Origin of the sequence: Streptomyces sp. SM11, from assembly GCF_002910905.1 — a bacterium.
Lineage (GTDB): Bacteria > Actinomycetota > Actinomycetes > Streptomycetales > Streptomycetaceae > Streptomyces.
In genome coordinates this window covers 1-26427 of sequence record NZ_NEUE01000168.1, presented here as the reverse complement: position 1 = coordinate 26427, position 26427 = coordinate 1, and the positions used below count along the sequence as shown (strand labels likewise).

Here is a 26427-nt window from a genome sequence, read left to right as displayed (position 1 = left end):
CCGGCCCGCTGCCGGGCCGCCGGGATACCCGACGCCGTCGGCTTCGCCACGAAACCCGCCCTCGCCGCCCGCATGATCGGCCGCGCCCTGGACGCCGGCGTTGCCGCATCCTGGGTGGCGGGCGATGAGGTCTACGGAGGCAACCCGCACCTGCGGACCGAGCTGGAGAGACGCGAGACCGGCTACGTGCTCGCCGTGGCCTGTGACCACCAGATCACCACCCGAGCTGGCAACTTCCGGGCCGACGTCCTGGTCAAGATGCTGCCGAAGCGGGCCTGGCAGAAACTCTCCGCCGGCGACGGCGCCAAGGGGCACCGCTTCTACGACTGGGCCCTGGCCGACATCGCCGACGACCGGCCGGGCCACCGTCAGCTGCTCGTCCGCCGCAACCGGCGCACCCGTGAACTCGCCTTCTACCGCTGCTACTCAGCAGTCCGGGTTCCGCTGTCCACCCTGGTGCGGGTCGCCGGGCGCAGATGGACGGCCGAGGAGACCTTCCAGTCCGGCAAGGGCCTGGCCGGACTGGACGAGCACCAGGTCAGACGCTGGACGTCCTGGCACCGCTGGGTCACCCTCGCGATGCTCGCCCACGCCTTCCTCACCGTCGTCCGCGCCGACGAACACGCCCGCCACTCGAAGCCGGACGGGCTGATACCGCTCACCTGCAACGAGATCCAGCACCTGTTCACCGCGCTCGCCGTCCGGCCCGTCCACGACGCGACCCACCGGCTCGACTGGTCCCATTGGCGACGCCGCCACCAGGCCCGATCCCAGGCCAGCCACTATCAGCGACAAGCCGCCCAGACATGAAGATCGCGATCTACAGCTGGAGTACTAGATCAACGCCCGCTGCTCTTGGCCGATCCGGGCACCCTCACTAACGACTGGGAAAGCCTCTTCCGTACCTGCGGCCAGATCCACTGAACTGGACGCCCATATGAAGCTTGGCGCGACCGCCGTCAGACCCCAGGCGGAGCGGTACCTCTTACTCGGCCCTTCACGCACCAGGAACTCCCCGAAACAGAGTCGGCTCACTGACCTCGCGAGAGCCTTCAAGCACCCCTCTGCTCCGGCACCCTGGTCACCGAGTTGCGCCTCCACCCCAAACCCTGTAAGAGAACTGACGTCGGAAAAATTCTCCAGAGACTGTTACTCTGCATGACCGAACGACTCCGAAGGGGCATTGTGGCCAAACAAGAGAGAGCTGCGAGGACTCATGAACGATTCCTAGACGCGTCGGCCACCGAGTTCGCGCATCATGGCTATGCGGGGGCGAATCTGCAGCGCATCGCAACGCATGTCGGTATGACCAAGGGCGCACTGTATGCCCACTTCCCGTCCAAGGATGCTCTCGCCTCCGAGTTCATCTCGAGGTTCGACGAGATGTGGTATGGACTCCTGCAGGAGACCTGCGATGGTGACCCGCCCCTGACGAACCTGCGCCGCATAACGGTTGGACTTGTGCACCGCCTGCACATGGACGTCCGGTTCCGCGCCGGCCTTCGACTCGCACACGAGGAAGCATGTTCCCAGGGAAGGACTCTGACGGCGGTATCTGACCTGTCGGACATCCTGACCCAACTCATCGTTGACGGCCAGGCGCGTAAGCAGCTGACCACCGCGCACAGTCCAGAATTGATCAGCTCCCTGATTCGTTCGCTGATTTTCGGTGCGTACTACACAGGACCGTTCAACGGGCTCGGCAACGGCACCGAACAAGTCTGCCAGGTGTGGCAGTTGCTCTCCTCGGGAGCCGTATCGGAAACGGTGGTCCCGGAAGATTCACCCGCGTGCAATGAGCATTAGCCTACAGAGCGTCAGTGGGCCCGGTGCCCATCAGCACACGGGCACCGACCGTCTCCGCCAGCAGTTCCGGACTACCGCCGACCACGACAGGGTGCCCGACCTCAGTGAGCATCGGCAGGTCGGACGGGTGGTCTCCGTAGCCGTGGCAGTCGGTCAGGTTGATGCACGGATAGCCCTTGGCCAGGTCTCTCACAGCCCTTCGTTTCCCCTCGCCGATACACGGCTCTCCAGCGACAGATCCGGTGAAGATTCCGTCTCTCACCTCGGGACGAGTGCAGAGCACATGGTCAGCACCGATGTCTGCTGCGATGGGATCCACCACCGCAGCAAACGACCCCGAAACCAGGACAATGCAGTCGCCGTTCTCCTGGTGCTTGCGTAGTGCCGCCAGAACGGCGGGCACATAGAACCGCTCCGAGCTGCTTCTCAAAGAGAACCACCTGGCTCCCCAGCCCGTTACGACGTCCAGCTGCTCGCCCCTCCACGCCTCGTAATAGACTCGGTTCGCCACCTCCCGCGGGGAGCCGCCGCCAATCAGAGCAGCAATCCGTCGACGCGTCTCGGCCGCATGCCGGATGCCATCCGCTCCGTACCGTCCGGTGAAGTAGAAGTCCAAGAAGTCGAACAGACTCTTTACGCTGATCAGCGTCTCGTCCACGTCGCTGAACACCAGCCGGGATGGGCAACACATGGGCAATTCCTCAAGGTCACGCGGGCGCAGGGCGGGGGCCAACGGGAGGCCGTCACCACACGACTGCACTCGCCGTTGCCCATCAGGTGGCTCCGCTTCAGTCGAAAGACTGGGCGTGGGCTTCAGCGGCCGGCTCCATACGCAGCGCGCCGTGTGAAGCGATGGTCAGTACGTCAGCCCAGCATCGATGCAAGTCGCCGTCGACATCCCGGATGTGCGCTCCCCCACTACGAAAGAGCCTGTCGACAGCTGCGACCAGGCACTCCGCGCCCATGGCGGCGTCTCGCCGGTTACGGGCGACCAGCTCCGCAGTGACCGGATCCGTGTCCGCTCTCCTGACGGCCTCGCTGAGCATCAGTTCGACCATGTCGATCTCAGCCGCGGAGCGAGCGAAACGTTCCTGTGTGGATGAGTGGTCCAGTGGTCGCGCTCCGCCGAGAGTGGCCGTCCGAGCCCAGTGCGCCCAGGCCGTCAGAGCTCGACGGGCGGCACCCAGCGCAGGGGCGCAGAGCAGGAGTCCCCCCGCGAGGTGGGCGGGTGCTGAGTAGCACCGGGGCTCTCCTTCGCTGCCATCTCCAGCCAGCAACGCGGTGAGGGGGGCACTGTGCTCATCGGGCACCACAGTCGTCCCGACGACAACCGTGTTGCTGCCAGCGGCACGCAACCCCACACCGTTCCAGGTGTCGTGAATAGTCGCGGCACTCCTCGGAACGGCGAATACACGTGCCGGACGGCCCGTTGCATCGACTTCCGGCGCTGCCAGGAGCAACCAGTCTGCGTGATCGACACCGCTGGCCAGGCACCATTCACCCTGGACTAACCAGCCTCCCGCGACCTTGGATGCAGCCCCGGCCGGTGGCATGACGGCCGCCGCAATCCGTACATCAGGGCACGCACCCCAGATCTCCTTCTGCCCCGCCTCTGGCAACCGAGCCGCAAACCGCGCATGCGCCGCCCACAGCACAGTGCACCAAGCAGCCGAGGAACATCCTTGGGCAACAGCAACGGACGCGTGGAACACGTCACTGAACGTGCCCTCACTGCCACCCCAGCGCCGCGGAACGAAATGACGCGCAAAGCCTGCAGCTCGCAGGAGACTGACGGTCTCGATCGTCAGCTTCCGGTCACGCTGTGCATCGAAGGCGTCGCGCTGAGCGACGTCGGTCGCTCGCTGAACCGCTTCTGAGCCCAGTGCTCCAGGGCTCCCAAGCGGACTGGAGCGAACTCGCGAGACCGCGATATCGGAAACAACACCCCCCAAAGACTCGAGGGTTGGCTCCGGGTGCCGAACGACGCCGTCGTCCGCCGCGGCCGCCCCGCCACGAGCCCATCGATTTTCCGCCATCTTCCCGTAAGATTCCTTCTCATCGGTTTGTACTGGACGGCTGACCGCGCCCATGGCCAAGGAGGAGTGAGGTATGGATCGCTCCCTCACCCTTCGAGACGCCGGGGACGACTTGAACGCTCTACGCTCAGGTCGCGGCAAGATTCAAAGGCGGTTCCCTTGGCGTTTCCGGGCACACCGGGGCCCATGTGGAGTCACATTTCGCGATCAGTGTGTCCCCTTGGAGCGCGTCGAGGCGCAACCTCCACTCGGCAGGCGCAGCCGACATACGCGGCGCGCTCTCGCGCACGACAATGCGAGTGGGCAGGTCGAGTTCCCCGAAGGCCAGACAGTCGAGGACCGTCGATACGAGGGTGCACGAAGGGCTTGCCCACGACACCGCGTCATGAGTCAGCAGATGCCCCAACTGCCTGAACCCTTCGAGCAGCACCATCAGCGGCAGGTGGTCAGTGGGATGGTCGAACAGGATGGCATGATCAAGGTCTACGCACAGCTGCCATTCATCGGCCGAGGAGCCTGGTGCCAGCACGCTGTCCTTGTCTCTCAGCCGACCAACCAGCTCAGACTCCACCCGCTGAGGCAGTCTCGCGCGTGCGGTGGCCACCAGGCCGGCAACGGTATCGCGCCGACGAACAATTCGGTAGCTGCGCTCATCGAGCGCCACAACACGCAGGCTGCCACGGCCGCAAACGCGGCCGGAAACCGAGAGTCTGACCTCGAGCCGAGCGCCGTAGCGGCGAGGCGGCCGCTTGTCGGTCCAGCGCCACCATGCCTCGAGTTCCGCACGCATTGGCTCACCGCCAACCCTCAGGGCATCTGGGTTGGTGATCTCGAAGGCCATGTCATACCCGACGAAGCGGTGAGTAAGCGGGACTCCGTAGTGCCAATGCGCCAGGTAAACGAGAGCCTGCCGGATGGTCTCGGCGAACAGCAGGGGATCACTTCCGCGATGAACGTCCGGATGGTAAAGGGCGTGATCCCGTGGCCACTGACTCCCCACCAGGAAGTGGTCGTCCCCGAGCACGACGGCATCCGTCACGAGGACCTCTGCCACCGCGGCTCGGTGAACGAACCTGCGGGACACCGTCCGCTGAAAGGCGAGCCCAGGTCTCTGTCGCACCACCCCATCAGAGGCTCCCCCTCGCGGCTGGCGGTAACGCATAGCCTCTCCCCCCTGGAGATTTGGGTGCGTAGGCGTGGCACCCGCTCAAGTAAATATACCTTCGAGAAGGTTTCCTCAGAAGAGAGAAGTGGATCGATCATGGCTGCGGACGGTGAGACCTTCGACACTCCGCGTCCCGTGGGGGCCAGGGAGCTCAAGCAGGAGCGAGCGGTACGGACGCGGGAACGCGTGCTGGATGCTGCCGCCAATGCGTTCGCCGCTAAGGGCTACCCGGCCGTCACTATCCTGGATGTGGCCCAGTCCGCAGGAATAACGAAGGGCGCGGTGTATTTTCACTACGACAACAAGGACGCCCTCGCGGTCGCGCTGACCGACCTGTTCTACCGCCGGATCGCAACCATCGCGGACTCGGTTGAGAAGTTGGAGCTTCCGCCGGTCAGCTCAGTCGCCGAACTCTTGATCCGAACGGCTATCGCCTTCCGTGACGAGACTGTCCTTCAGGCCGGGGCACGCCTGCAGTTGGAGCGGCAACTCATCGGCGCGCAACTTCCCGTCCCGTACGAGGCGTATACCAACCTCATCACCTCATGGCTGTCGAGAAGGGACGACGGAAGCACTCAAGACTGCGTCTCCCCCCCTACAACTCTCGCCACCGTGCTGGTATCCGCCTTCTTCGGCGCGCAGCACATCTCCTGGGTACTCAACAACCGTGCAGACCTTCTGGAACGCACCATCGCGGTGGTGCAGACGATCATTCCCTGTGTCGAGGCAGACATCGCGCTGTGCCCGTCCGCTGCCCGCCGCTGAAGCGGGCGGCGGAGGGCTACGAGACATCGGCAAGGTCGGAACGGCGGGGTGCGGGGCACTCCGAGGCGGCCGGCGTTCTCATTCAGTCCCAGCCGTCGCCCAGTCAAGTGCCGTACATACATAACGAGCCGCTTCCCCGGGGGCCAGCCCTGCGCCGCGCTCGAGAGCTTCCGTGAACACGGGAATGCCCAGAGCCGACCGTGCCGCCGCTGCGATGCGATCGACGTCACCGCGCTCGGCAAGCGGCAGGGGGGCGCCCGCATCACGGCGCGCCTCATCCGCCGCTCCGAGCAGTAGGGCCGCACAGGCGGCGGCTTTCCCATGGCCAAGCAGCGCTGCCGCGCCCGCAAGGCCCTCCAGGGACAAGGCGAGAGCACGTGGTTCACCGAGGGAACGGGCGATTTTCAGGGCGTGCAGGTGATGAGCTACGGACAGGTGCGCGTCGCCGCGGAGTTCGGCGATGAAGCCGAGTTCCGCGAACAGTAGGTGGTCCCCCGCCTCCGAGGACACGTCGGCGTAGCCGTCGCGGATGCGCATGAGGTGTGCCTCGGCGGTGTCGAGGTCGCCGGAGCGGCGCGCGCCGAGGGCGAGGCCCATTTCCGAGTGGATTTCGCCGTACTTATAGCCCTGCTCGGCGGCGATACGGCGTGCCTGTGCATGCAGTTGCTGGCCCCTGCCCCAATCACGGGCCAGCAGTGCGAGCCGACCGAGTCCGGACAGGCGCGCCGACACTTCGGCCTCCAGGCCCAGCTCACGCGCAATTCCCAGCCCTTCACACTGTCGGCGTTCCGCGTCGCCGTAGTCGCCCTTGATCTCGGCGAGCGCGGCGAGTGGCGAGACGGTCTGCAGCTCGCCCCAGCGGTCACCCAGCTCGCGGAAGAGGGCAGCGCTGCGCAGGCCGTCGCGGTTCAGATCGTCGAGGTCGCCTCGGCCTAGCGCGAGCGTCGCCCGCAGACTGAGCGCGGCGGCGATTCCCCACTGCTCTCCCGTAGCGGTGAAGAGATCAAGGGAACGTGTGTTCAGCTCTTCGCCGATGGAGGCTTCGCCCGCGCTGAACAGGCCGTACGCGCACAGCCACAGCGCGCGCGCACGGCGCGCGGGATCAGCGACGGCGTTGGCGTCAGCAGCGGCGTCAGCAGCGGCGTCCGCAGCGGCGTGGTCGCCGGTCAAGAGTGCGAATGCGGCATGCAGCAAGGCAAGTTCGGGCGCGGTGTCATCAGCGGCAGCCAAAACGGCTGACAGGCTGCGTCGGGCCTCGGTGAGCCGACCCCGCAGCAGCCACCACCAGGACAGGGCGGTCGCCAACCGCAATGCCTCGGCGGCGTGCCCTGCGGCCGCTCGGCGGATCCCCGTGTCAAGCGCCGTCCGCAGGTTGCCAGACTCAGCATCCAGGCGGGCAAGCCAGGGCCGCTGGTCTTCCCCGCGCAACTGGGTCTCGGCACGTTCGGCGAGCGCAAGGTAGTGGCGCAGATGCCGATCGCGTACGGCGGTAAGATCCTCCATCTCGTGCAGCCGCTCCGCCGCGTACGCGGCAACGGACTCCAGCAGCCGGTAGCGGGGCCCTGTAGGCCCGTCCACCACGACGACCAAGGACCGGTCGACAAGCCGCGTCACCAAGTCGAGCACTTCTTCACGGGCGACGCCGTTGCCCGTGCATGTCGCTTCGGCAGCGGCTAAGTCTGAGCCGTCGCTATGCACCGCGAGGCGGCGTAAAACGATGCGCTCGGGCGCGCTGAGCAGCTCCCAGCTCCAGTCAATCATGGCTCGCAGAGTCTGTTGGCGAGCGGGAGCTCCGCGCTGCCGGGAGGTCAGCACCCGGAACCGGTCACCGAGCCTAGCCGCCAGCTCCCGTACACCCAGGGCGCGTACGCGAGTAGCGGCAAGTTCGAGAGCGAGTGGGATGCCGTCGAGGCGATGGCAAATCTCGGCGACAGCCTCGCGGTCGGATGGGGAAGACCCCTCCGGGTCCAAAGGAAAGCCTGGGGCCGAGGCGGCGGCGCGCTCAGTGAACAGCTGTACAGCCTCGGCCGTTTGAAGAGGCTCGACAAGGAATACGGCCTCCCCAGCCAGGCCGAGCGGCTCCTGGCTGGTAGCCAACACGCGCAGGCCGGGGGCCGTACGCAGCAGCAGGTCAGCGAGCTCGGCAGCCGCGTCAACGACATGCTCACAATTGTCCAGGACGAGAAGGATTCGACGACCTCTCAAGGCGGTAGCGAGGCGACGTCCGGGCGACGGAGTTGCGGCGCTGGTGCCGGTACCCGGCAGCACGGATGGGGTGACGTCCCGGATTCCGAGCGTGGCGGCGATGACCTGGGCAAGGTCATCGGCGGTATCAGCGTGGGAAGCGGCAAATTCCACGAGCCAGACGCCGTCGGAGAGTTCACCGTCCGGTATGTCGGCCGCCCGCGCGGTGCCCGCCGCCACGGCCAGGCGGGTCTTGCCGACACCACCGGGGCCCGTGAGGGTGACAAGCCGTGCGGTATCCAGGAGCCGGAAGACCTGGGCAAGGGCCTGGTCCCGGCCAATGAGAGGGGTGAGCGGAATGGGAAGGTTCGCGTGGATGCCTGGCAGGCGAGCTGCTGCCGCTGCTTCCACGGTGCCCGGTGACCGGGAGGTGGGGGCTGAGTCGTTGGGCGCAGAGGTTGGCACGGGCGGTGTCAGGGAGGCCGATGCTTGACCGAGCGCGGGGTCCTGTCGAAGCACTGCCTGGTGTAGTGCGCTGAGCTCCGGACCAGGGTCGACGCCGAGTTCCTCGACAAGGTGAGCACGCAGATCGTCATACGCCGCAAGGGCCTCGCTCTGACGACCCGAAAGGTAGAGCGCCTTCATCCGAACAGCGTGCAGGCGCTCTCTCAGCGGGTGCCGGATCACCAGGTCAGCCAGTTCTCCAGCGAGCAGCGCGTGGTCACCCGACTCGAGACGTGCCTCGGCCTGCTGCTCCAGGACGGACAGCCGCAGCTCCGTAAGTCGGTGTGCCGGCCCTCGAACAAACTCGTCGTCGGCGAAGTCTGCGTACGCCGGTCCCCGCCACAGGTCGATGGCCTCGGTGAGCAGCGCCACCCGTTCGCGGGAGTCGCCCACTTGGCGGGCCTCAGCAGCCAGAGATCGGAAGCGGTCGGCGTCTACCTCGTCGGCGGCGGGGTCGAGCCACAGTCGGTAGCCCGGCCCGTCACGCACCACGCGGTCCCGGCCGAGCACCCGGCGCAACTGGGAGACCTTGGCCTGGAGTGCGCCCATCGGCTTTCCCGGCGGCGACTCACCCCACAGATCGTGGACAAGCCGGTCCACAGCGACCTGGCCTCCGTCATGCGCGAGCAGAACCGCGAGCAGAGCCCGAACCTTGACCTCAGGGACCTTGACTGTCTTCCCCTCACCGTCCCACACCGCGAGTGGCCCGAGCACCCCAAACCGCATGTGGGCAACCGTACATGTGCGGCCCTGCGACCGGCGCCCAGTTATCCACGTCGCGCTCCCCAGGCTCTTTCCGAAGCAAACCATCAGCGGGCCATCAGCACCTCCGAAGCATGCCCGAAGTGCTCCCGCGCAGAGTCTTCCTGCCGGGTGACATGGCGCATCCGGCAGAGCAAGACGCCAGGAGGAGCGGCAGACATGACTAGGTATGCGGGCAGAAGGGCGGTCGTCGTTGGCCAGGCCACCGGCATCGGCCTGGCCATCGCAAAGCGCCTCGTGGAGGGCGGCGCGGAGGTCCTGCTGACCACCCGCACCGCGCAGGAAGGCGCTCGCGCAAGCATGGAACTGGGCTCCACTGCCCGCGTCGTCGCTTCGGGCTCCGTCGATCTCGGCACCGCTCCGTTCGGTGACGGCACACACAACGCCGACTTCGTGTTCGCCGGCACCGTGGCCTCAGCTCGGCCGCTGCTACGTCACGTCAAGGATGGCGGCGCGGTCGTGCTCACCGCACCCGCCCCGTCTTCCGCCACCGTGCACGCGCTCGCCACTGAGCTGGCTTCTCGCGGCATCCGCGTCAACGCGGTGGCTCCGGGATGTATCGAGGCGACGGCGGGCAGCGCCGCACCGCTGCCGCCGCTCGGCCGTCTCGGCTCCACCGAGGAGGTGGCCCGCGCAGCGCTGTTCCTGGCGACAGACGCGACGTTCACGACGGGCGCCCGTCTCCCCGTCGACGGCGGCCTCAGTAGCTCGTAGCTGCTGGCCCCTGCCGGGTTCGCCAGCCCCGTACCGCATTCCGCGCAAACACGAGACACCCACGTCTCCTAAAGATCCGGAGCACCTCAAATGAGTACATCACCTGATATCTCAGCCGCTTCTGGCACGGACAGCCGCGCCGCGCCCCCAGCGAAGGACGGTGGCAAGGAGCAACAGAAGCTCCCGCTCTTCGCCCTACTCGCCCTCGCCACAGCCGTCTTCATCACCAGCCTCACCGAGACTCTTCCCGCAGGTCTGCTCCCCGCGATGAGCAGCGGCCTCCATGTAAGCGAGTCCGCAGCCGGCCAGACGGTCACGATCTATGCGATCGGTACCGTCCTGACCGCGATCCCGCTGACTGCGGCCACCGCGGGCTGGCAGCGCAAGCGGCTACTGCTAACAGCGATGGCCGGTTTCGCCGTAGCCAACACCGTTACGGCCCTGTCGTCCGACTACAGCCTGACGATGGTGGCGCGGTTCGTCGCGGGCGTCGCCGCCGGTCTCGCCTGGGCCCTGCTTGTCGGATACGCCAGGCGCATGGCACCCGTCGCCCTGCAGGGCAAGGCGATCGCCATTGCCATGGCGGGAATCCCGGTGGCACTGTCGCTGGGCGTTCCCGCTGGGACCTTCCTTGGGGCCGCGCTCGGCTGGCGTATGGCGTTCCTGAGCATGACAGTGCTCACCGTACTGCTCCTCCTGTGGATCTTCGTGGCCGTTCCCGACTACCCAGGGCAGGCGAGTGGTGAGCGGCCGAAGATGCTGCAGGCGCTGCGTGTTCCAGGCGTGGCTCCGGTGCTGACCGTCGTCCTCGTTTTCGTCCTCGCCCACACCATTCTGTACGCCTACATCGCCACCTTCCTCGACGACCTGGGCATGGGCGGCGAAACCGGCATGGTGCTGCTCGTCTTCGGCGCCGCCTCGCTGATCAGCATCTGGATTGTGGGAGCCCATATCCACCGCCGCCTGCGTTCACTGACGATCGCCAGCACTCTGCTGGTCGCCGCGTCCGCCGCGCTGCTTGCGGTCCTCGCCGACAACACGGTTCTCGTATACCTCGCCGCCATCCTGTGGGGCCTGGGCTGGGGCGGCGTACCTACACTGCTTCAGACTGCTACGGGCGACGCCGCCGACGACGCCGCCGACGCGGCACAGGCGATGCTCGTGACGTTGTGGAACGTCGCCATGGCGGGCGGAGGTGTCATCGGTGGCATCCTGCTTAGCACGATCGGCAGCGAGTCCTTCCCCTGGACCGTGCTGCTGCTCCTGCTGCCGGTACTCGCGGTCGTGGTTCTTGCCCGCAAGCACGGTTTCCCCGCGAAGCGGTCCGTCACTTAGGGCTGCGATGGACAGCGGCCTCGAACCTCCCATGCCGGGGGAGTTCGAGGATCCGCCCGCCATGGACTGCCTCTCTCGGAAGGGCAGGCAGGCAACTAGCGCACCTCGCGCCGGAGCGACCGCCGCTCCGGCGCGACCCGTGCGCCGTCCCCGGTCTTCGGCGGCTAGCCGCCTCCGCTGTCGGCGCCCGCATCTCCAACTCTTTGAGTCCCGCTGAGAGTATTCACACAGCATTGGCCTTGGCGTCGAAGTCCTTGACGACGGCTTCGCCGGCTATCACGCACGCACCGCCCGCCCATCCGACGTGGGACCTCTGCGAGCCCTGCTACCAGCGGGTGGATCATCTCCAGCGCTCCGTGCGAGACCCGCGCAAGCCGGTTCCGCGCAACCGGGAAACCACCGTCGCGCTCTCTGGCGACCCACGTTTGCGCAGGTCAGAGCAAGAAATACGAAAGTCGGCGAATCAGCCCGCAAAATTATCCTTCGAGAAGGTATTTTCTATCCTCGCAGGGCGCTGCGTCCGGCTTCGGGGGCAAGCGACGCGACTACGAGGGGGTGTGGCGTTACATGTCGTCAAACAAAGTGCGCAAGGCCGGGGCGAGCCAGGACACGCACATGCAGACGTTCCTGGAGGAGATTTTCAGGCCGCTCAACCGGGCTGAGCAGCGCCGTTGGGCACGGACATACATGCAGGCCCTGCTCCACGCCTCCGGCAAGAAGACACCACGACGCATGGCTCGGACAGAGCTGTTACCGCCGTCGGCGACCCACGGCTTGCACCAGTTCATCAACGCCAGCCCCTGGGAATGGGAACCAGTACGCCGGATGCTGGCCCTGCAGGTCGCTGCCAACGAGGTGCCCTATGCCTGGGCCATCGCCGAACTGATCATCCCCAAGCGCGGCGAGCATTCGGTGGGCGTGCACCGTCGTCTGGACAACACGACCGGGCAGACCGTCAATTGCCAGCATGCAGTGGTGCTCTTTCTAGCTGCGGGCGCCCACTGCTTCCCGGTGGACTGGGCCCTGATGCTCGACGACACGTGGGACCGGGACCGGTACCGCAGACTCCGGGCACGTGTACCGGATGCGGAAACCGCTCGCCACATTGACGCCGGCATCCTCGACTACGCAACCGACGTCGCCGCACAGCCCCGACTGCCACGTGTTCCCTGGGCCCTTGACCTCACTCAGTGGGACGATGCAAGCAGGGTGCTGACTGGCCTCGCACGGCGCCGGCTGGACGTCGTATGCGAGGTTGCCCCGGGTCAGGTCGTACTCACCGGGCACCGCAACGCGACCGCGACCCTGGCCACTGTCGGCCAGCTGATGAAGATGAGGTACTCCCACGAGGCGCAGGTGATGGTGCACCGGAGGCCGGATGGGCGCTCCACAGCCATGCCGATCCTCGCGTACGCCGGGACGGTGCGTCTGCCGCAACGCGGCATCGGAAGGTACAGCGGTACGCACCACTACCGGCTCCTGGCGCTCCAAGATCCCGCAGGTCGGCGGCCGACCCGGTACTGGATCACCGACCTGACGGACCGGAGCACGGAGGAGATCCTGGCGCTGATGCGCAGCCGCCCCGCCGTCCGGTCGGCCGTCGCTACCCTGCGGGACCAGTTCGGTGTTCTCGACTTCGCGGGCCGTTCCTATCCCGGCTGGCACCACCACATGACGATGGCTTCGGCTGCGTACGTCTACCAGCACCTCTACAACGCCCCGCACTCCCTCGCGGCGGCACCGGTCACGGCCGCAAGCTGACCATGCACCGCGATGCCGAGGGAGGTCCAAATGCACGTGACAACAAACGTGCTCGTGGTCGAGCGCGAAGTCTCCGCCGCCGAAGCCCTGGTGCACGATCTGCACCGGCAGGGATATGCCGCCCGCTGCGTCGACACAGGGGCTCGGGCCCTGCGTACGTATCGTCACGCCGATTTGGTTCTGCTATCTCTGGAGCTGCCGGATATCGACGGGCTGGAGGTGTGCCAGTCGGTGAGGACGGAGAGCAGCATTCCTCTGATCGCCTTTACGCACCTTGACGATGAAGTGGGGCGGATTTTAGCCCTGAAGGCGGGCGCTGACGACTGCGTCGCGAAAACCTGGGGCTATCGGGAATTGGGCGCCCGCATCGAAGCGGTACTCCGTCGCGCACGCCCCAGCTCGACGATTCCTGGGGCCATTTCCCTGAGACCACTCCACATCGATCCTCGGACCCGGGAAGTTCGCCTCGGCGACCGCGTCATCGACGTCACATCGAAGGAGTTCGAACTGCTTTACACGCTGGCTGCCAACCACGGAAGGGTGGTGTCCCGGAAGGAGCTGATGGCGAAGATATGGGGCAGCACCTGGGAACAGACAAGCCGCACCATCGACACCCATGTGAGCAGCCTGCGGGCGAAGCTCGGATCTAGCAGCTGGATCATCACCATCCGCGGGGTCGGCTACCGCATCGGCCACGCCGGGCGGGCGCCAAAGGCGTCCGCGGATTGACCGTCCTTACGTTCCCTGGCAAGGGCACAGGGCCTCACGCGGGCGAGCCCACCACGCGGGGCCCTGTGCCGTGTCACGCCGCCTGGCTGTCCAAGCGCCCCAGCAGGGGGTGCGCGTCACCGATGCCGCCATCCACCACGCGCCGGGCCCACCAGGCGGACGCCAGGTTCGAGGACAGCAGTATGCGGGTGGCATCTTCCTGAGCCAGTTCGGACAGGGCCGCGAGCGTGCCCATGCCCGTTCCCGTGAACAGCAGAGCTGTGCCGTCGGGCATCTGATGCTCCCGCAGACACTGCCGGATTGCGTCGGTGGTCACCTGGTACGGGTCGTAGAGGTCGCTACCGTCCGGGCAGCGCGTCGCCGGGACGAGGACCACACCGTCGACGGCAAGGCCGGCCCGCTCCCAGAAGTTGCGGGACGTGTCCGTGAGCCACGGCTGGTACGGCGAGACGAGCGTCAGGCGGGTCACACCAAGCGCCTCGCAGGCCGCGAGTATCGCCTGTGTTGAGGAGCGTACGGGGAAGCCCACTTGCTCGGACAAGTCGTCGCACAGCGCGCGGTCACCATTCGGGTTCAGCAGGTAGTGCGAGGCGCTACAGGCCACGACGGCAGCGCTCAGGTGCATGCGGCCAAATGCACCGAGGGTGTCGGGGAGTACACGGTTGTACGTCTCAAGCATGCCCCTGAGCCCCATACCCGGTGTCACCGGAAAGCGGGACGCGAACACGTTCAGTCGGGCACCGAGCAGCTGACTGAATTCCGGCTCCGCAGTGGGGTTCTCCGGTGGAACGACGATGCCGAGCCTCGGAAGCGAGAAAAGATCCATGGCGGCACAGTAGAGCGCGCTTCCCGTTACCGGAAGCAGAAACCTTCCAAAACTACCCCCGTCGCACACCGGCCTTACAGTCACTTCCATTCTTAACACTCCCTGACAGTTCTCGACAGAGTTCTAACACGAATCACCTTGCCCTTCCCAACCGTTCGGTGGAGTGTGGAGAGCACCACCCGCCGAACCCTTTGATTTCGATTCACAGGCCAAGTCTGAAACAAGGAGTGAAAGCAATGGGAGAATTTGAACGCCTTGAGGAATTCACGGGACGCCCCCACATTTCCGACGCAACGTTGCGGGACTCCGCGCACATGGCCGGCGTTGAGTTTGGCACCAAGGATGCCGCGCTGATCGCAGACCTACTGGTGAAGAGCGGTGTCTCCCTGGTCGAGGTCGGCATGGTCTCAGGCCCGAACTCCAAGGACGCCGACCTTGTTCTCGCCGCCCACGAGACTGTCACCCCCGAGCGCAGCATGACCCTCGTCGTGGTGCGGGACCGCCAGCAGGTCGCGAAGGCCCTCGATGAGGCCGAGCGGCTCGGCGTACGTCACGTCATGTACTCCATCCCCACGTCCGAACAGCATGCCAAGCTCAAGATCGGTTCGCCCAGCCCGAGGTTCCTCCAAGCCCTGGCCCGATCGGCAATCTCGCAGGCCAAGGACCGCGGCTTCCACGTGACCTTCAGCGGTGAGGACGGTGCCCGCACACCGAAGGGTCGGCTTGTCCCGTATGTCACCGCCGGTTTCGAGGCCGGAGCCGACCGATTTCGGCTCGCGGAGACCGTCGCCTATCTCTCGCCCTGGCAGATGGAGGACGTAATCGCGGACCTCACCGCGATTGACGGCTCCGAAATCGAGATCCATTCCCACAACATGCTGGGCATGGCGGTAGCCAACTCCCTGGCCGCCGTTCGCGCCGGAGCACAGTGGATCTCCGCTACCGTCGGTGGCATCGGTGAGCGTGGCGGTAACGCCCCGTTGGCAGAACTACTCACGTCACTGCGCGTCATCCACGGCGATGACCGCTTCGATCTGTCCCATCTCACCGAGCTCACCAACCTCGCCCTCCGCGGCGCGCAGCTCGGCACGGCCTTCCAATCCGGCCCCACCACCCCGCACGCCTTCGCCTACGAGCTGCCCGGCCAGCTCAGCCACCCCGAGGCATACGAAACCTTGCCCGCGGAACTGGTCGGAAACTCCCGTGAGCTGCGAGTGCGGTCCCGTCTGACACCCGCCCTCGTCAAGTGGGCGCTCGACGGGTCGGGCATCTCCGTCGACGTCGATGCCTTCACCTCTTGGCTCGTCGAGCGCCAGGACAAGGACGGGCGGCGCCTGCTCGACCGAGACGCGATCCGCAAAGCCGCTGTCGATTTCACGTCCTTCTGACTCCATCCCCTCTGATCCACCATCGACCACCTCTGGAGACGAACCATGTCCACCAGCACGCTTACCGGTATCTGCCCCGAGTGCGAGACCGATCTAACGACCCCGCCGATCGTTCAGGGCGAGACCATGTCCTGCCCCGAGTGCATGCTCACTCTCCGGGTCGAGGACGTCCGCGACGGCACGCTCTCCCTCCAGATGATCGAAGTCCAGCTCCGCGACTGGGGCCAGTGAACGAGCGGAGAGGAGTACCTCACATGGGCCGCACCATTGCCATCGTCGCTGACCGCATCGGCTGGGAGGAACGCCAGCTGATCGACGCCAGCCCTGGCCTCGGGCTGCGCGTCGAGTGGGTGAACGACGAATCCCTCTGCCTCGGCGCCCCGGATCCGACGTCGCTCAAGGGCTACGACGCCATCCTCATCCGCAGCCGCAGCTATACACGCGGCGGCCTGGTCGCCACCCTCGCCGAGGCGGCGCACATACCCACCCTGAACTCGGCGGCGGCCATCCATGCCTGCGAGAACAAGCTGTCGTTGCGCTTGCTGCTGCGTACCGCCGGCATTCCGGTGACCGACTTCCGCCTCATCCTGTCCCGCAAGGACTTCGAGAAGGCACTGACCGAACTGCCGGCGCCCGTGGTGCTGAAGCCCATCTTTGGCGGGATGGGCAAACGGGTCACCCTACTGCGCGACGCCGACACCGCCCAGTCGGTCTATGACTACGTCGAGGACCTCGGGCACGGGTTCGAACAGGTCTGCCTGGTCGAACCGTACCTGGACAGCGGTTCCTCGATGCGCTGCTTCGTCATCGGCCGTGAGCTGGTCTCCGTCGCTCACTTTCAGAGCGCCGGCAGCGACTGGCGCAGCAACGCGGCTCTGGGAAACCAGCACCGTGCCGTGGACCACGACCCCGGGGTGCAAAAGATCGTCGACGCGGTGGTGAACGAGCTCGGCGAAGGCATCTACGGCATCGATCTGTTCAAGACGCCCACCGGATACGTCGTCAACGAGGTCAACCACGCCCCGGCCTTCCGGGCCGTGTCCTCGGCGACCGGGACGGACATCGCCACGGCCATCGGCCGCTACGTACGAGAGGTCATCGAATGATACGGGTCGGTGTAGTCGGCACCTCTGGGCTAGCCGGCGGCGAACTTATCAGACTGATAGTCCAGCACCCCGAACTGGAGCTGGCCTACTTGGGCGGTTCCTCAAGCGTCGGCAAGCGCCCGGCCGAGCTCCACCCGGGCCTGCGGCTGGACCTCGGGCTGACGGTCGAACCCGTCACCGCGGATCTGTCCGACCGCTGCGACGTGGTCGTGCTGGCGACGCCCGCCCCCATCTCGGCGAAGCTCGCGGTGCGGCTGGCCGACCAGGTCCCCTGCATCATCGACCTCAGCGGCGCCTTCCGGATCCGTACACCGGAGCTCCACGACCGCTGGTACCCGTCCGTGCAGCGCCCGGACGGACTGGCCGACCGGTTCGTCTACGGCGTGCCGGAACTCGTCGGCGACCAGATGGCCGGTGCCTCACTCATCTCACTGGCCGGCTGCTACGCCACAGCGATCACCCTCGGGCTCGCGCCGCTGGTCCTGTCGCTCGGCCTGAACCTGAAAACCGTGCTGGTCGACGGCAAGAGCGGCTCCAGCGGCGGCGGTCTCCAGATGCGCACCCCCGACCTGCACCCGCTGCGTAGCGGCGCCATCGCACCATACGCACCCGTGGGGCACCGCCACGCGGCGGAGGTCGGTGACTTCCTGGAGCGCGGCAAGCCTGGTCGGATCGGCTCACTGAGCATGTCGGCCTACGGGGTGTCGCACGTCCGGGGGCTGATGGCCAGTACCTACGCGTTCACTGACGACGAGGTGGACGCGCGCTCCCTAAACCGGGCGTACCTGCGGTTCTACAAGGACCACCACTTCGTGCGGGTCCGCCGGCACACCGAGACGCTGATCCCGGTACCAGACCCGCAGGCAGTGCTGGGCTCCAACTACTGCGACGTGACCGTCATGCACGACCCCGAGGGCGGCCGCATCGTCGTGCTGTCCGCGCTGGACAACCTAGTCAAGGGGGCGGCAGGCCAAGCTGTCCAGGCAATCAACAAGCGGTTCTCGCTTCCGGAGGAGACAGGACTGACGATGCAGCCGGTGATGCCCGCATGAGCCGGCCCGTGCAAAACGAGACCCCGACCGTGGTGAAGCTCGGCGGTTCCACCCTGCAGGATATGTCCGAGGCGTGGTGGGACAACCTGGCCGAACACGGCCGCGGTCACCCGCTCGTCGTGGTCCACGGCTGGTCCAAGCCGCTGAAGCGGCTCAAGCCCCAGTACTCCGAACCGTCGGCGATCCTGCGTGACCGCTACGGCAATCAAAGCCGCTGGACAACGCCCGAGGTCATCACCGACATCAAGACCGTCAGCGCCGAGCTGGCCGAGGATGTTCTCGGGAAACTGGAACGGCGCGGCCTCACCGGGGAACGGCTGCTAGGCAGCGACGGCCTGGTCAGCGCGGGCGAGGGCGAGCGCTGGTGGTGGCAGGGCAAGCAGCTCGTCGAGCTGGAGAACCTCGTCGGCCCGATCACCGGTGTGGACCCGGCGAGGCTGACGAACCTGCGGCCAGGCCACATCTACCTCGTCACCCCTCTTGCCCGGAACACTTCCGGGCAAGAGGTGAACACCGACGCCGACCGCGCCGCGGCCGCCGTAGCCGGGGCCACAGGCGCCGCTGATCTAGTCCTTGTCACTGACGTCGCGCATCTGCTGATCGACGGGGAGCCGGTGAGCCGGATCACCGCGAAGCATGCTGCGGCGTTCCGCGACAAGGGCGCCATCGGCGGTATGCGCAAGAAGCTGCGAGCCGCGGGCGAGGCCCTGGACCAGGGCGTAGAGCGCGTCGTCATCGGCAGCGCGCCCGTCACCGACCTGCTGGCCTCCCGCACCGGCACCGTCATCACGCAATCGTGAGGAGCAAGCGCGTGGCTCAATCTCGTGTGCTAGTCGTCAACAACGGAACGCTGTCCCTGAAACAGCTTCGCCGGCGCTTCGAAGAGCTGGGCTCGGACACCGAGGCAGTCGACGCGACCTCCGTGCCCGATCGAGTCGACGGCCGCTACCAGGCGATCGTCCTGAGCGGCACGAAGGTACGGGCCTATGACCGCGACTACTACAAGCCGCTAGTCGATCTTGTCATGGGCGCCGACGTTCCAGTCCTCGGGATCTGTGGCGGCATGCAGATCATCGCGGTCTCAGCGGGAGGCCGCCTGGCCGAGGGGCCGCAGCGGGTCGGCGGCTACGACGTTCAAGTCGACCAGGACGATCCGCTCTTCACGCAAGTGAAGCCGACGGTGACGGTCTTCCATCGCCACACCCTCTACCTCCAGGACGCCCCGGAGGGCTTCCGCTCCATCGGCCGCTCCGAGCACGCACCCGTGGAGTTTCTGCGCTCCGACGACGGTCGGATCTACGGAGCCCAAGCCCACCTGGAGTTCCGCAGCGACGGCATGGAGATCCTCCGAGGTTTCGCCCAGCTGTATCAGTGACGGCAGCCAGCAGCGCGAAAACCGTGCATGCCAACCCAACTGACCGACGCCTTTAAGGACTTGACCATGACCGTTCTGAATGAACCGCAGGATCCCGCGTTCACCGTCCATCTCAACGGCAGCGGCGGCAGCCTCAAGGGCTGGGTGGTCGTCGACTCGCTCGTCGACGGCCTGGCGATGGGCGGTACCCGGATGACGACCGGCGTCACCGAAGAGGAGGTGGCCGGTCTCGCCCGTGACATGACCCAGAAGTTCACGCTCGCCGGGCTGCCCATCGGCGGCGCCAAGGCTGGCATCGTTTCCGACGGCAGCAATCGCGGGAAAACCTTCCGCACCTTCGGCCGCACCGTCAAACCGCTGCTGCACGGCGGAATCCACCTCGGCATCGACATGGGCGTTACCCCCGCCGACCGGGCCGTCTTCTTCGCCGAGGCCGGATACGATCCGCGCTACAGGCTGGGCGCCCCGGACATGCCGATCGACTGGCGTACGTACTACGAACCCCTGATCGACTGCACCGGACACGGCGTCGGGGTGGCCGCGGTCACCGCACTCGAGGCGAGTGGCCGCACGGAGCCAGCCCGAGTCGTGGTGCAGGGCTTTGGCGCGGTGGGCCGGGCGGTCGCACGGTTCCTGGAGGAGCGCGGGCACGTCGTCGTGGGCATCGCCGACGTGCAGGGCACCATCAGCGCCGACCGGCTGCCGGTAGCAGACCTGTTGGCCATCACCGATGAGTTCGGGAGAATCGACCGCTCACGTCTGCCCCAGCACGTCACCGTCTCCGGCGAGCCGGACGCCTGGCTCGACATCGATGCCGATCTGCTGATCCTGGCGGCGCAGAAGTACGCACTCTCCGCCGAGAACGCGCACCGGCTGCGTGTTGGCCTGGTGGTCGAGGGCGCAAACCTCGCCTCCAGCGCCGAGGCAAAGGAGAAGGCGGCGGCCACGGGCGCTTCTCTGATCCCGGGCGTGATCGCCAACATCGGCGGGGCCGCGTCGGCAGCCTTGGCCGTGACCCGGGTCGTGCCCTTCGATCTGACGGCAGACGCACGCAAGACGTGGGTCTTCGACTGGGTCGGGGACCGGGTACGCCAGAACACCCGGGACCTCCTGGAGATAGCCGCCGCGCGCCCGGGAGACCCGTTGCCGGCGCTGCTCGCGGCCCGCCGGGAGGAGCGCCGATGAGTACGGCGGCCAAGAAGTCAGAAACGCCCCCAGCCTCCGCCTCAAGCACGACCGCGCACACCGATCCGAGAGACGCGACCCCTGAGAAGCGGGCGGCTGAGTACCAGCGCCGCGGCTGGTGGAGGAACGAAACCTTCCTCGACGATTTGTTTCGTCAGGCACGCGAGCGCCCGCACAAGCTCGCCGTCGCCGGCCGTCGTGTCGCCGAATCCCGCACGGACACCCTCGACTACGCCGAGTTGGCGCGCCTGACCGACCGGTTCGCCATGGCTCTCCTCAAACTCGGTGTACGGCGAGGTGACTTCGTTGCCGCCCAGCTCCCCAACCGGTGGGAGATGGTTCCGCTGATGTTCGCCTGCATGCGCGTCGGCGCCATCATCTGCCCGATCTCTCCGATCTGCCCCGAGGACGAACTGCGCCACCGCCTCAGCCTCACTGACGCCCGAGTGTGTGTCACGCTCCCTGAATGGTCGGGCACGCCCCTGGCGGATATCGTCACCACGCTCAAAAGTGAAATCCCCACTCTCGAACACGTTCTGGTCATGGACGGACCGGTGCCCGAAGGGGCGCTCTCCTTCCACGAACACTTCGTCGCAGTCGACCCGGAGGAGAGCCGGGGCGCTGAGCTCGACGGCCTCGCCCTCACGGCCGATGAGCCGTTCGTCGTCCTGTTCACCTCGGGCACCACCGGCGAGTCCAAGGGCGTGCTGCATAGCCAGAACACGGTCCACTCGGCCGTGCGCGGCTACGTCGACGCCTTCGGACTCGGTGACGACTGGGTCGCCGCCGTGTCCACCCCACTCGTGCATTACTCGGGCTTCGCTCAGGGCATACTCGCCGGCGTCATGCTCGGCGGCACCGTCGCCTTCCAGGATGTACGCAAAAACGAGGCGCTGCTCGACCTGGTGGAGCGCTACGGTGCCACGCTTCTGTACGGCCCGCCCGCCACACTTGCCGAGGTGACCGTCTCGCAACGGGCCGTGAAGCGGGACACCAGCACACTGCGGCACGTGGTCATCGGTTCCGCGCCGGTCCTAAGTGAGCTGGTCGACGAGGTCCACGTGACTCTTGGCGCACGCACCTACTCACTGTGGGGCATGTCCGAGAACGGCCCGGTGACTATGACCCGGCCCGAGGACCCCGAAATCTGGGCCGCGGAGAGCAACGGACGTGCCATCGAAGCCATGCAGACTCGCATCGATCGCTTGGACATCGGCGGCGAGAAGGTCCTCGTGGGGCGGCTCAGGGTACGCGGCGCGTCCCTGGCGCTCGGCTACTACAAACGTGAGGACGCATTCACGGCGGAGATCGGGGCGGACGGGTGGTTCGACACCGGCGACCTTGCCCGGGACGACGGCCGCGGTGGCATCCGCGTCCTCGGCCGCGCCCGTGACGCGATTGTCCGTGACGGCCTCGTGGCCCCCGTGACGGAGCTGGAAGCGATCATCGGTAGCCACCCGAAGGCCGCCGAGGCAGCCCTGGTGGGGCTGCCTCCCGCGACGGCGGGCGGCGAAACGGCGATCTGCGCAGTGGTGGTTCCGCGCAGCGGTACAGGTCCCTCGCTTGAGGAAGTCCACTCTCACCTCCGGGAATCGGGGCACAGCGCCCGATTCCTGCCGGACCGAGTGGAGTTGCTGTCCGCCCTCCCCAAGACCCTGACCAGCAAAGTCCGCAAGGCGGAGCTACGACAGCGGTACGCCACATCGGGCGGCTAAGGCCCGGCACTTCACGTTGGAGCTGAGATGTCTGAACCCACGCCGATCTCCATGTCGGCGACCCTCGCCGCCGATGAGGCCCTGGACCGTAGGCGCCGGGCCGGGGAGCGGGTCCTGTCGATGGCGAGCGGCGAGATCGGCCTGCCTGTGCACCCCGTCCTGCGGGAGCAGCTCGCCGCCGCGGCGGGCAAGAACGCGTACGGCTCCGTGGCAGGCAGCCACGCGCTGCGCGCTGCCGCCGCCGGGTACTGGGAGCGACGCGGACTTGGCATCGATCCTGGGCTCGTGGTAGCCGGGCCGGGCAGCAAACCGCTCCTGTTCGCGCTCCTGCTCGCTATCGGCGGTGACGTGGTCGTGCCGGTGCCGAGTTGGGTGAGCTACGCGGCCCAAGCCCGTCTCGTGGGTTCCCACCCCATCCCGGTTCCCATCCTGCCGGGCGAGGGCGGCGTACCCGATCCGGAGCAGCTGCACGAGGCGGTAGCCGCAGCACGCGCCGCAGGGCAGGAACCACGATCCGTAGTGGTGACGGTGCCGGATAACCCGACCGGCACCATCGCTTCACCCAACACGGTGCGTCGCCTAGCAAGGGCAGCACGTGAGCTCGACTTGGTCGTCGTGTCCGACGAGATCTACTGCGACCTCGTCTACGACACCTCCGCGCCCATCAGTTCCCCGGCCCTGTGCGCTCCCGAGCGCACCATCGTCACTACTGGGCTCACCAAGAACCTGGCGGTCGGCGGTTGGCGCACCGGTGTGGCTCGGCTCCCCGACAGCGACATCGGGCACGCCCTGCACACCCGCCTTGTATCCGTCGCCAGCCAGATCTGGTCCAGCCCGACTGCGCCCGTGCAGACGGCTGCCGCGTACGCGTTCGGCGAGCCGGCGGAGATCACCCAGCACGTCGCGGCGAGTCGCAAGCTACACGAGAGGGTGGTGCGCGCGGTCGCCGACCGCTTCACCGAGGCCGGGGCAGTCCTCGCTCCGGTGCGCGCAACGTGCTACCTATACCCGGACTTCGAGCCGCTCCGGGATCATCTCGCCCAGACCTATGGCGTGCACGGCGGCGACGATCTGTCCCGGCTCCTCAGTGAGCGCCATGGCATCGGGACACTCCCCGCGAGCGCTTTCGGGGAGCCCGGAACCACCCTGCGCATCCGAGCCGCCACGAGCCGCCTCTACGGCGACACCGACGAGCAGCGCGTGGCTGCGCTCAGGGCTCCGGACCCGCTAGAGCTGCCGTGGATCCGGAAGACGGTCGACCAGGTCGGCGACGCCCTGGCCGCCATCAGCCGCGCGACTGGCCCCTCTCCTACCCCGCGTTCCTGATCGCCACCAGCCCAGGGCGAGGACCACGAGCCGCATCCGGCCCCGGTCTGCCCAACAACTTACGGAGAACCCATGTATCTTCCGACCCTCTTCGAAGCTATTTACAAGGGTGAACGCCACGTCGGCTTCGGACAGCCCAAGCCTGGCGCACCACAGGTTCTGTATCGGGTGGCCGACGGACAGTTGGCGGCAGCCTTCACAACCACCGACGGCACTGAGGAAGCACTCAGGGCCGCAGTGACCGATGGTGCCAAGAAGGTGACCATCGCCGCCGACGACCCAGAACTGTGTCCTTTGCCACCGCTGCTGCCGACCGCCACCGGGAACGCGCTGCTGAGCGGCTTCATGGGCACCCACAAGAAGAAGTGGGGTGGAGAGAGTGCCCCTGAAGGCGGGGAGTTCACGCCGCCTAAGTGGTTCTTCAAGGGATTCGGCGACTGGGTACGCCTGCCGGGCGAGACACTGAACGTGCCGGCGAATCCCGTCGCCCTCATAGAGGAGCCTGAGGTCGCCCTCGTGTACGTCAATGACGCCGACGGAAACCCGCACTACGCGGGCTACACCTTCGGGAACGACCTGTGCGACATCGGCCTGCACCGCAAGGACTCCGGCTACAACCCGTACTGCAAGTTGTGCGACACCGCGCTGGCACCCTGGCTGTTTCTCGGAGAACCGCCGCGCTCGGTGACCGGCCGGGTCACCATCGAGCGAAACGGCGTGACCGCCTGGGAAGGCAACTTCGACTGCGGTGCCGACGCCCTGTACTTCCGGGTGCCGGACATGGTCGATCATCTCTTCTCGTTCCCTGCGGTACGGCGGCCCGGCATGGTCAACTACGTGCTCCTCGGTGCCGACGAGGCCAGCTTCCACGACGGATTCCGCATTACCGACGGCGACAGGATCGCCATCGACGTAAAGAGCCACGACGTGGCCTTCGCGAACCCGGTGCGCTACGTATCCCCCGCGCCTCTCACCTGAGCCATCCGTTCGCATACCAGCGTACAAGCGCCCCGACGGGTGCCTGGGACTCGGACGCCGACCCTCCGTTCGTCCCAGGCACCCTGCAGGAGCTCTGTCCCTTAGCTTGAGATAAAACCTCAGGTCGCGCGGCGGTAGGTGTTCGAGTCCCCCACATGGGGAAACGCCGGACACGGCGACGGCCGCGCCGTGATCCTCGGGTTGTGAGACCAACGAAAACCGGCGCGACCGCCGCTGTCAGTGTGCCCGATCCCAGTGCCCGCAACGCGGCCTTGCGTGAACTCAAGGAGTTCCGCGTCGATGTCCGCTCCTGCCTCACGCGTTGGGGTGATGCGCTCTTCGAGATCACCGACGCGGTGCTGTGCAGCGAAGGCCCGGTACGCAACCTGGCCGAACTCAGCCTCGTGCCCGAACACGCCCGCTCCCACGGCTCCGTCCAGCGCGCCATGAACAACGGCCGTGTCGACTTCGAGCGCTTGAACTGGTCCTTCGCCCTGCACGACCTGCCGCGCGGCCCCGGCGGCGGCATCGTGCTCGCCGTGGACACCACGCCCTGGCTACGCCCGGACGCCGGCACCAGTGACCAGCGCACTTTCTGTCATACCTACGGCCGCGCCGAGGGCGCCCACGAGATGATCCCCGGCTGGTGCTACTCCGTTGTCGCCGCCCTGACCAGCGGCCCCACCTCCTGGACCGCACCCCTGGATGCCCGCCGCCTATGCCCGGGCGAACACCTCCAAGAGATCACCGCCCACCAGCTGCGCGGTGTCGTGAGCCGGATCGTCGCCCTCGGACGCTGGACCGCGGGCGACCCGCCGATCCGGATCGTGACCGACTGCGGCTACGACGGCCCCTACCTCGCCCACCAGCTCGCCGACCTGCCCGTCGAGGTCTGCGTACGCCTGCGCGGCGACCGCGTCCTCTATCAAGACGCGCCCCCAGGCGGAGGCGTCGGCGCGAAGGGCGGCCGGCCCCGGCGCCACGGCGAGCGCTTCGAGTTCCACAACCCCGACACCTGGCAACCACCCGCCCACGACACCGTCCGCAACCTCGACAAGTACGGGAACGTCCGTGTGCGCTGCTTCGAGCGCCTGCACCCCAAGCTCAACCGGCAGACGATCTGGCAGCACCACCCCGAACCCGAACTACCCATCCTCCCGGGCACGGTGATCCGCCTGGACGTCGACCGCCTGCCCTCCGGCGGCAGCCCGAAGCCCCTGTGGCTGTGGTGGTCACGCACCGGCGCGGACGCCGACCTCGCCGACAGCACATGGTCGTGCTTCCTGCGCAGATTTGATCTTGAGCACACCTTCCGCTATTGGAAGCAACACCTGGGCTGGACGAGCATCTGCCTGCGCTCTCCTGCCGCCGCCGATCGCTGGACCGCTCTCGTCCTGGCCGTCTACACCCAGCTACGCCTGGCCCGGCCCCTGACCGCCGACCTCAAGCGCCCCTGGGAGAAACCCCTGGCCGCCCACCAGCTCACACCCGGCCGCGTCCGCCGGGGGTTTCGTCAAGTTCGCAGATCACTGCCCGTCCTCACGAACGCGCCGAAACCCTCCCGTCCCGGCCCCGGCCGTCCGCCCGGCCGACGCAACACACGGAAGGCGCCAACCTACGAGGTCGGAAACGCCCTGCTCGGCACAGCAGATCAGACAGACAAGCGAGCAACCGAACAAGGACCCCGCTGACCACCCCAGGTTTTACGGCAAGCT

24 protein-coding genes are annotated in these 26427 nt (G+C 67.0%); 19 read left to right on the top strand and 5 right to left on the bottom strand.

Going from position 1 to position 26427, the window contains the following annotated elements:
* Together B9S58_RS15385 and B9S58_RS15380 are read left to right on the top strand one after the other, a co-directional pair.
* Positions 1–810 (top strand): IS701 family transposase (locus B9S58_RS15385; protein ID WP_107494940.1); only part of this gene is annotated, 810 nt, incomplete at its 5' end.
* Positions 811–1158: 348 nt separating this feature from the next.
* Positions 1159–1806 (top strand): TetR/AcrR family transcriptional regulator, encoded by a 648-nt coding sequence (locus B9S58_RS15380; RefSeq protein WP_103532677.1) that lies wholly within the window; start codon positions 1159–1161, stop codon positions 1804–1806.
* A gap of 1 nt (position 1807) precedes the next feature.
* On the opposite strand, the gene B9S58_RS15375 is transcribed toward B9S58_RS15380, so the two are convergent.
* Positions 1808–2497 carry an HAD family phosphatase gene (locus B9S58_RS15375; RefSeq protein WP_103532676.1) on the bottom strand — a complete coding sequence of 230 codons (690 nt, stop codon included), beginning with the start codon at positions 2495–2497 and terminating at the stop codon, positions 1808–1810.
* A gap of 97 nt (positions 2498–2594) precedes the next feature.
* Complete coding sequence (locus B9S58_RS39080; protein WP_258044530.1) at positions 2595–3359, bottom strand: acyl-CoA dehydrogenase family protein; 765 nt, start codon at positions 3357–3359, stop codon at positions 2595–2597.
* 129 nt (positions 3360–3488) lie between these two features.
* On the opposite strand from B9S58_RS39080, the gene B9S58_RS39075 reads away from it, so the two are divergent.
* The gene (locus B9S58_RS39075; RefSeq protein ID WP_258044532.1) at positions 3489–3683 is read left to right on the top strand and encodes a hypothetical protein; all 195 of its coding nucleotides are present in this window, start codon (positions 3489–3491) and stop codon (positions 3681–3683) included.
* Between the two features lie 286 nt (positions 3684–3969).
* Here B9S58_RS39075 and B9S58_RS15365 read toward each other — a convergent pair whose 3' ends face one another.
* Positions 3970–5004: a ScbA/BarX family gamma-butyrolactone biosynthesis protein gene (locus B9S58_RS15365; protein ID WP_103532674.1), complete on the bottom strand. Its 1035-nt coding sequence runs from the start codon at positions 5002–5004 to the stop codon at positions 3970–3972.
* Positions 5005–5103: 99 nt separating this feature from the next.
* On the opposite strand from B9S58_RS15365, the gene B9S58_RS15360 reads away from it, so the two are divergent.
* Entirely contained in the window at positions 5104–5772 is a 669-nt protein-coding gene (locus tag B9S58_RS15360) for a ScbR family autoregulator-binding transcription factor (RefSeq protein WP_103532673.1), read from the top strand.
* A 78-nt stretch (positions 5773–5850) separates the two neighbouring features.
* Here the strand turns inward: B9S58_RS15360 and B9S58_RS15355 are convergent, their stop codons facing one another.
* Positions 5851–9186, bottom strand: coding sequence for an AfsR/SARP family transcriptional regulator (locus B9S58_RS15355; protein WP_181009317.1), 3336 nt, complete (start codon positions 9184–9186; stop codon positions 5851–5853).
* Between the two features lie 195 nt (positions 9187–9381).
* Between B9S58_RS15355 and B9S58_RS15350 the strand changes: the two genes are divergently transcribed.
* The 4 genes from B9S58_RS15350 to B9S58_RS15335 all read left to right on the top strand — a co-directional run bounded on the left by B9S58_RS15350 (position 9382) and on the right by B9S58_RS15335 (position 13761).
* Positions 9382–9936, top strand: coding sequence for an SDR family NAD(P)-dependent oxidoreductase (locus tag B9S58_RS15350; protein ID WP_103532672.1), 555 nt, complete (start codon positions 9382–9384; stop codon positions 9934–9936).
* A 90-nt stretch (positions 9937–10026) separates the two neighbouring features.
* Entirely contained in the window at positions 10027–11271 is a 1245-nt protein-coding gene (locus tag B9S58_RS15345) for an MFS transporter (RefSeq protein ID WP_103532671.1), read from the top strand.
* A gap of 555 nt (positions 11272–11826) precedes the next feature.
* Complete coding sequence (locus tag B9S58_RS15340; protein ID WP_258044529.1) at positions 11827–13032, top strand: transposase; 1206 nt, start codon at positions 11827–11829, stop codon at positions 13030–13032.
* A 30-nt stretch (positions 13033–13062) separates the two neighbouring features.
* On the top strand, positions 13063–13761 hold the full coding sequence (locus B9S58_RS15335) for a response regulator transcription factor (RefSeq protein ID WP_103532669.1): 699 nt from the start codon (positions 13063–13065) through the stop codon (positions 13759–13761).
* 73 nt (positions 13762–13834) lie between these two features.
* On the opposite strand, the gene B9S58_RS15330 is transcribed toward B9S58_RS15335, so the two are convergent.
* Positions 13835–14587: an arylmalonate decarboxylase gene (locus B9S58_RS15330; RefSeq protein ID WP_103532668.1), complete on the bottom strand. Its 753-nt coding sequence runs from the start codon at positions 14585–14587 to the stop codon at positions 13835–13837.
* A 236-nt stretch (positions 14588–14823) separates the two neighbouring features.
* Between B9S58_RS15330 and B9S58_RS15325 the strand changes: the two genes are divergently transcribed.
* The 11 genes from B9S58_RS15325 to B9S58_RS15275 all read left to right on the top strand — a co-directional run bounded on the left by B9S58_RS15325 (position 14824) and on the right by B9S58_RS15275 (position 26403).
* Positions 14824–15975 (top strand): isopropylmalate synthase, encoded by a 1152-nt coding sequence (locus B9S58_RS15325; protein ID WP_103532667.1) that lies wholly within the window; start codon positions 14824–14826, stop codon positions 15973–15975.
* 45 nt (positions 15976–16020) lie between these two features.
* Positions 16021–16206, top strand: coding sequence for a lysine biosynthesis protein LysW (locus tag B9S58_RS15320; protein WP_103532666.1), 186 nt, complete (start codon positions 16021–16023; stop codon positions 16204–16206).
* 23 nt (positions 16207–16229) lie between these two features.
* Positions 16230–17081, top strand: coding sequence for a RimK family alpha-L-glutamate ligase (locus B9S58_RS15315; protein WP_103532665.1), 852 nt, complete (start codon positions 16230–16232; stop codon positions 17079–17081).
* A complete protein-coding gene (gene argC / locus B9S58_RS15310; protein WP_103532664.1) occupies positions 17078–18133 on the top strand; it encodes an N-acetyl-gamma-glutamyl-phosphate reductase in 1056 nt (351 codons plus the stop codon). Before B9S58_RS15315 ends, argC begins: the two co-directional genes overlap by 4 nt.
* Positions 18130–18933, top strand: a complete 804-nt coding sequence (locus B9S58_RS15305; protein ID WP_103532663.1) for an acetylglutamate kinase — start codon at positions 18130–18132, stop codon at positions 18931–18933. Before argC ends, B9S58_RS15305 begins: the two co-directional genes overlap by 4 nt.
* A gap of 11 nt (positions 18934–18944) precedes the next feature.
* Positions 18945–19508, top strand: a complete 564-nt coding sequence (locus tag B9S58_RS15300; protein ID WP_103532662.1) for a type 1 glutamine amidotransferase — start codon at positions 18945–18947, stop codon at positions 19506–19508.
* Positions 19509–19574: 66 nt separating this feature from the next.
* On the top strand, positions 19575–20693 hold the full coding sequence (locus B9S58_RS15295; RefSeq protein WP_258044527.1) for a Glu/Leu/Phe/Val dehydrogenase dimerization domain-containing protein: 1119 nt from the start codon (positions 19575–19577) through the stop codon (positions 20691–20693).
* Positions 20690–22408: an AMP-binding protein gene (locus tag B9S58_RS15290; RefSeq protein ID WP_103532660.1), complete on the top strand. Its 1719-nt coding sequence runs from the start codon at positions 20690–20692 to the stop codon at positions 22406–22408. Before B9S58_RS15295 ends, B9S58_RS15290 begins: the two co-directional genes overlap by 4 nt.
* Positions 22409–22435: 27 nt before the next feature.
* Positions 22436–23734, top strand: coding sequence for a pyridoxal phosphate-dependent aminotransferase (locus tag B9S58_RS15285; RefSeq protein WP_103532659.1), 1299 nt, complete (start codon positions 22436–22438; stop codon positions 23732–23734).
* A gap of 72 nt (positions 23735–23806) precedes the next feature.
* A complete protein-coding gene (locus tag B9S58_RS15280) occupies positions 23807–24712 on the top strand; it encodes a fumarylacetoacetate (FAA) hydrolase (protein WP_103532658.1) in 906 nt (301 codons plus the stop codon).
* 242 nt (positions 24713–24954) lie between these two features.
* A complete protein-coding gene (locus B9S58_RS15275) occupies positions 24955–26403 on the top strand; it encodes an NF041680 family putative transposase (protein ID WP_103532603.1) in 1449 nt (482 codons plus the stop codon).
* The last annotated feature ends 24 nt before the right edge of the window (positions 26404–26427 follow it).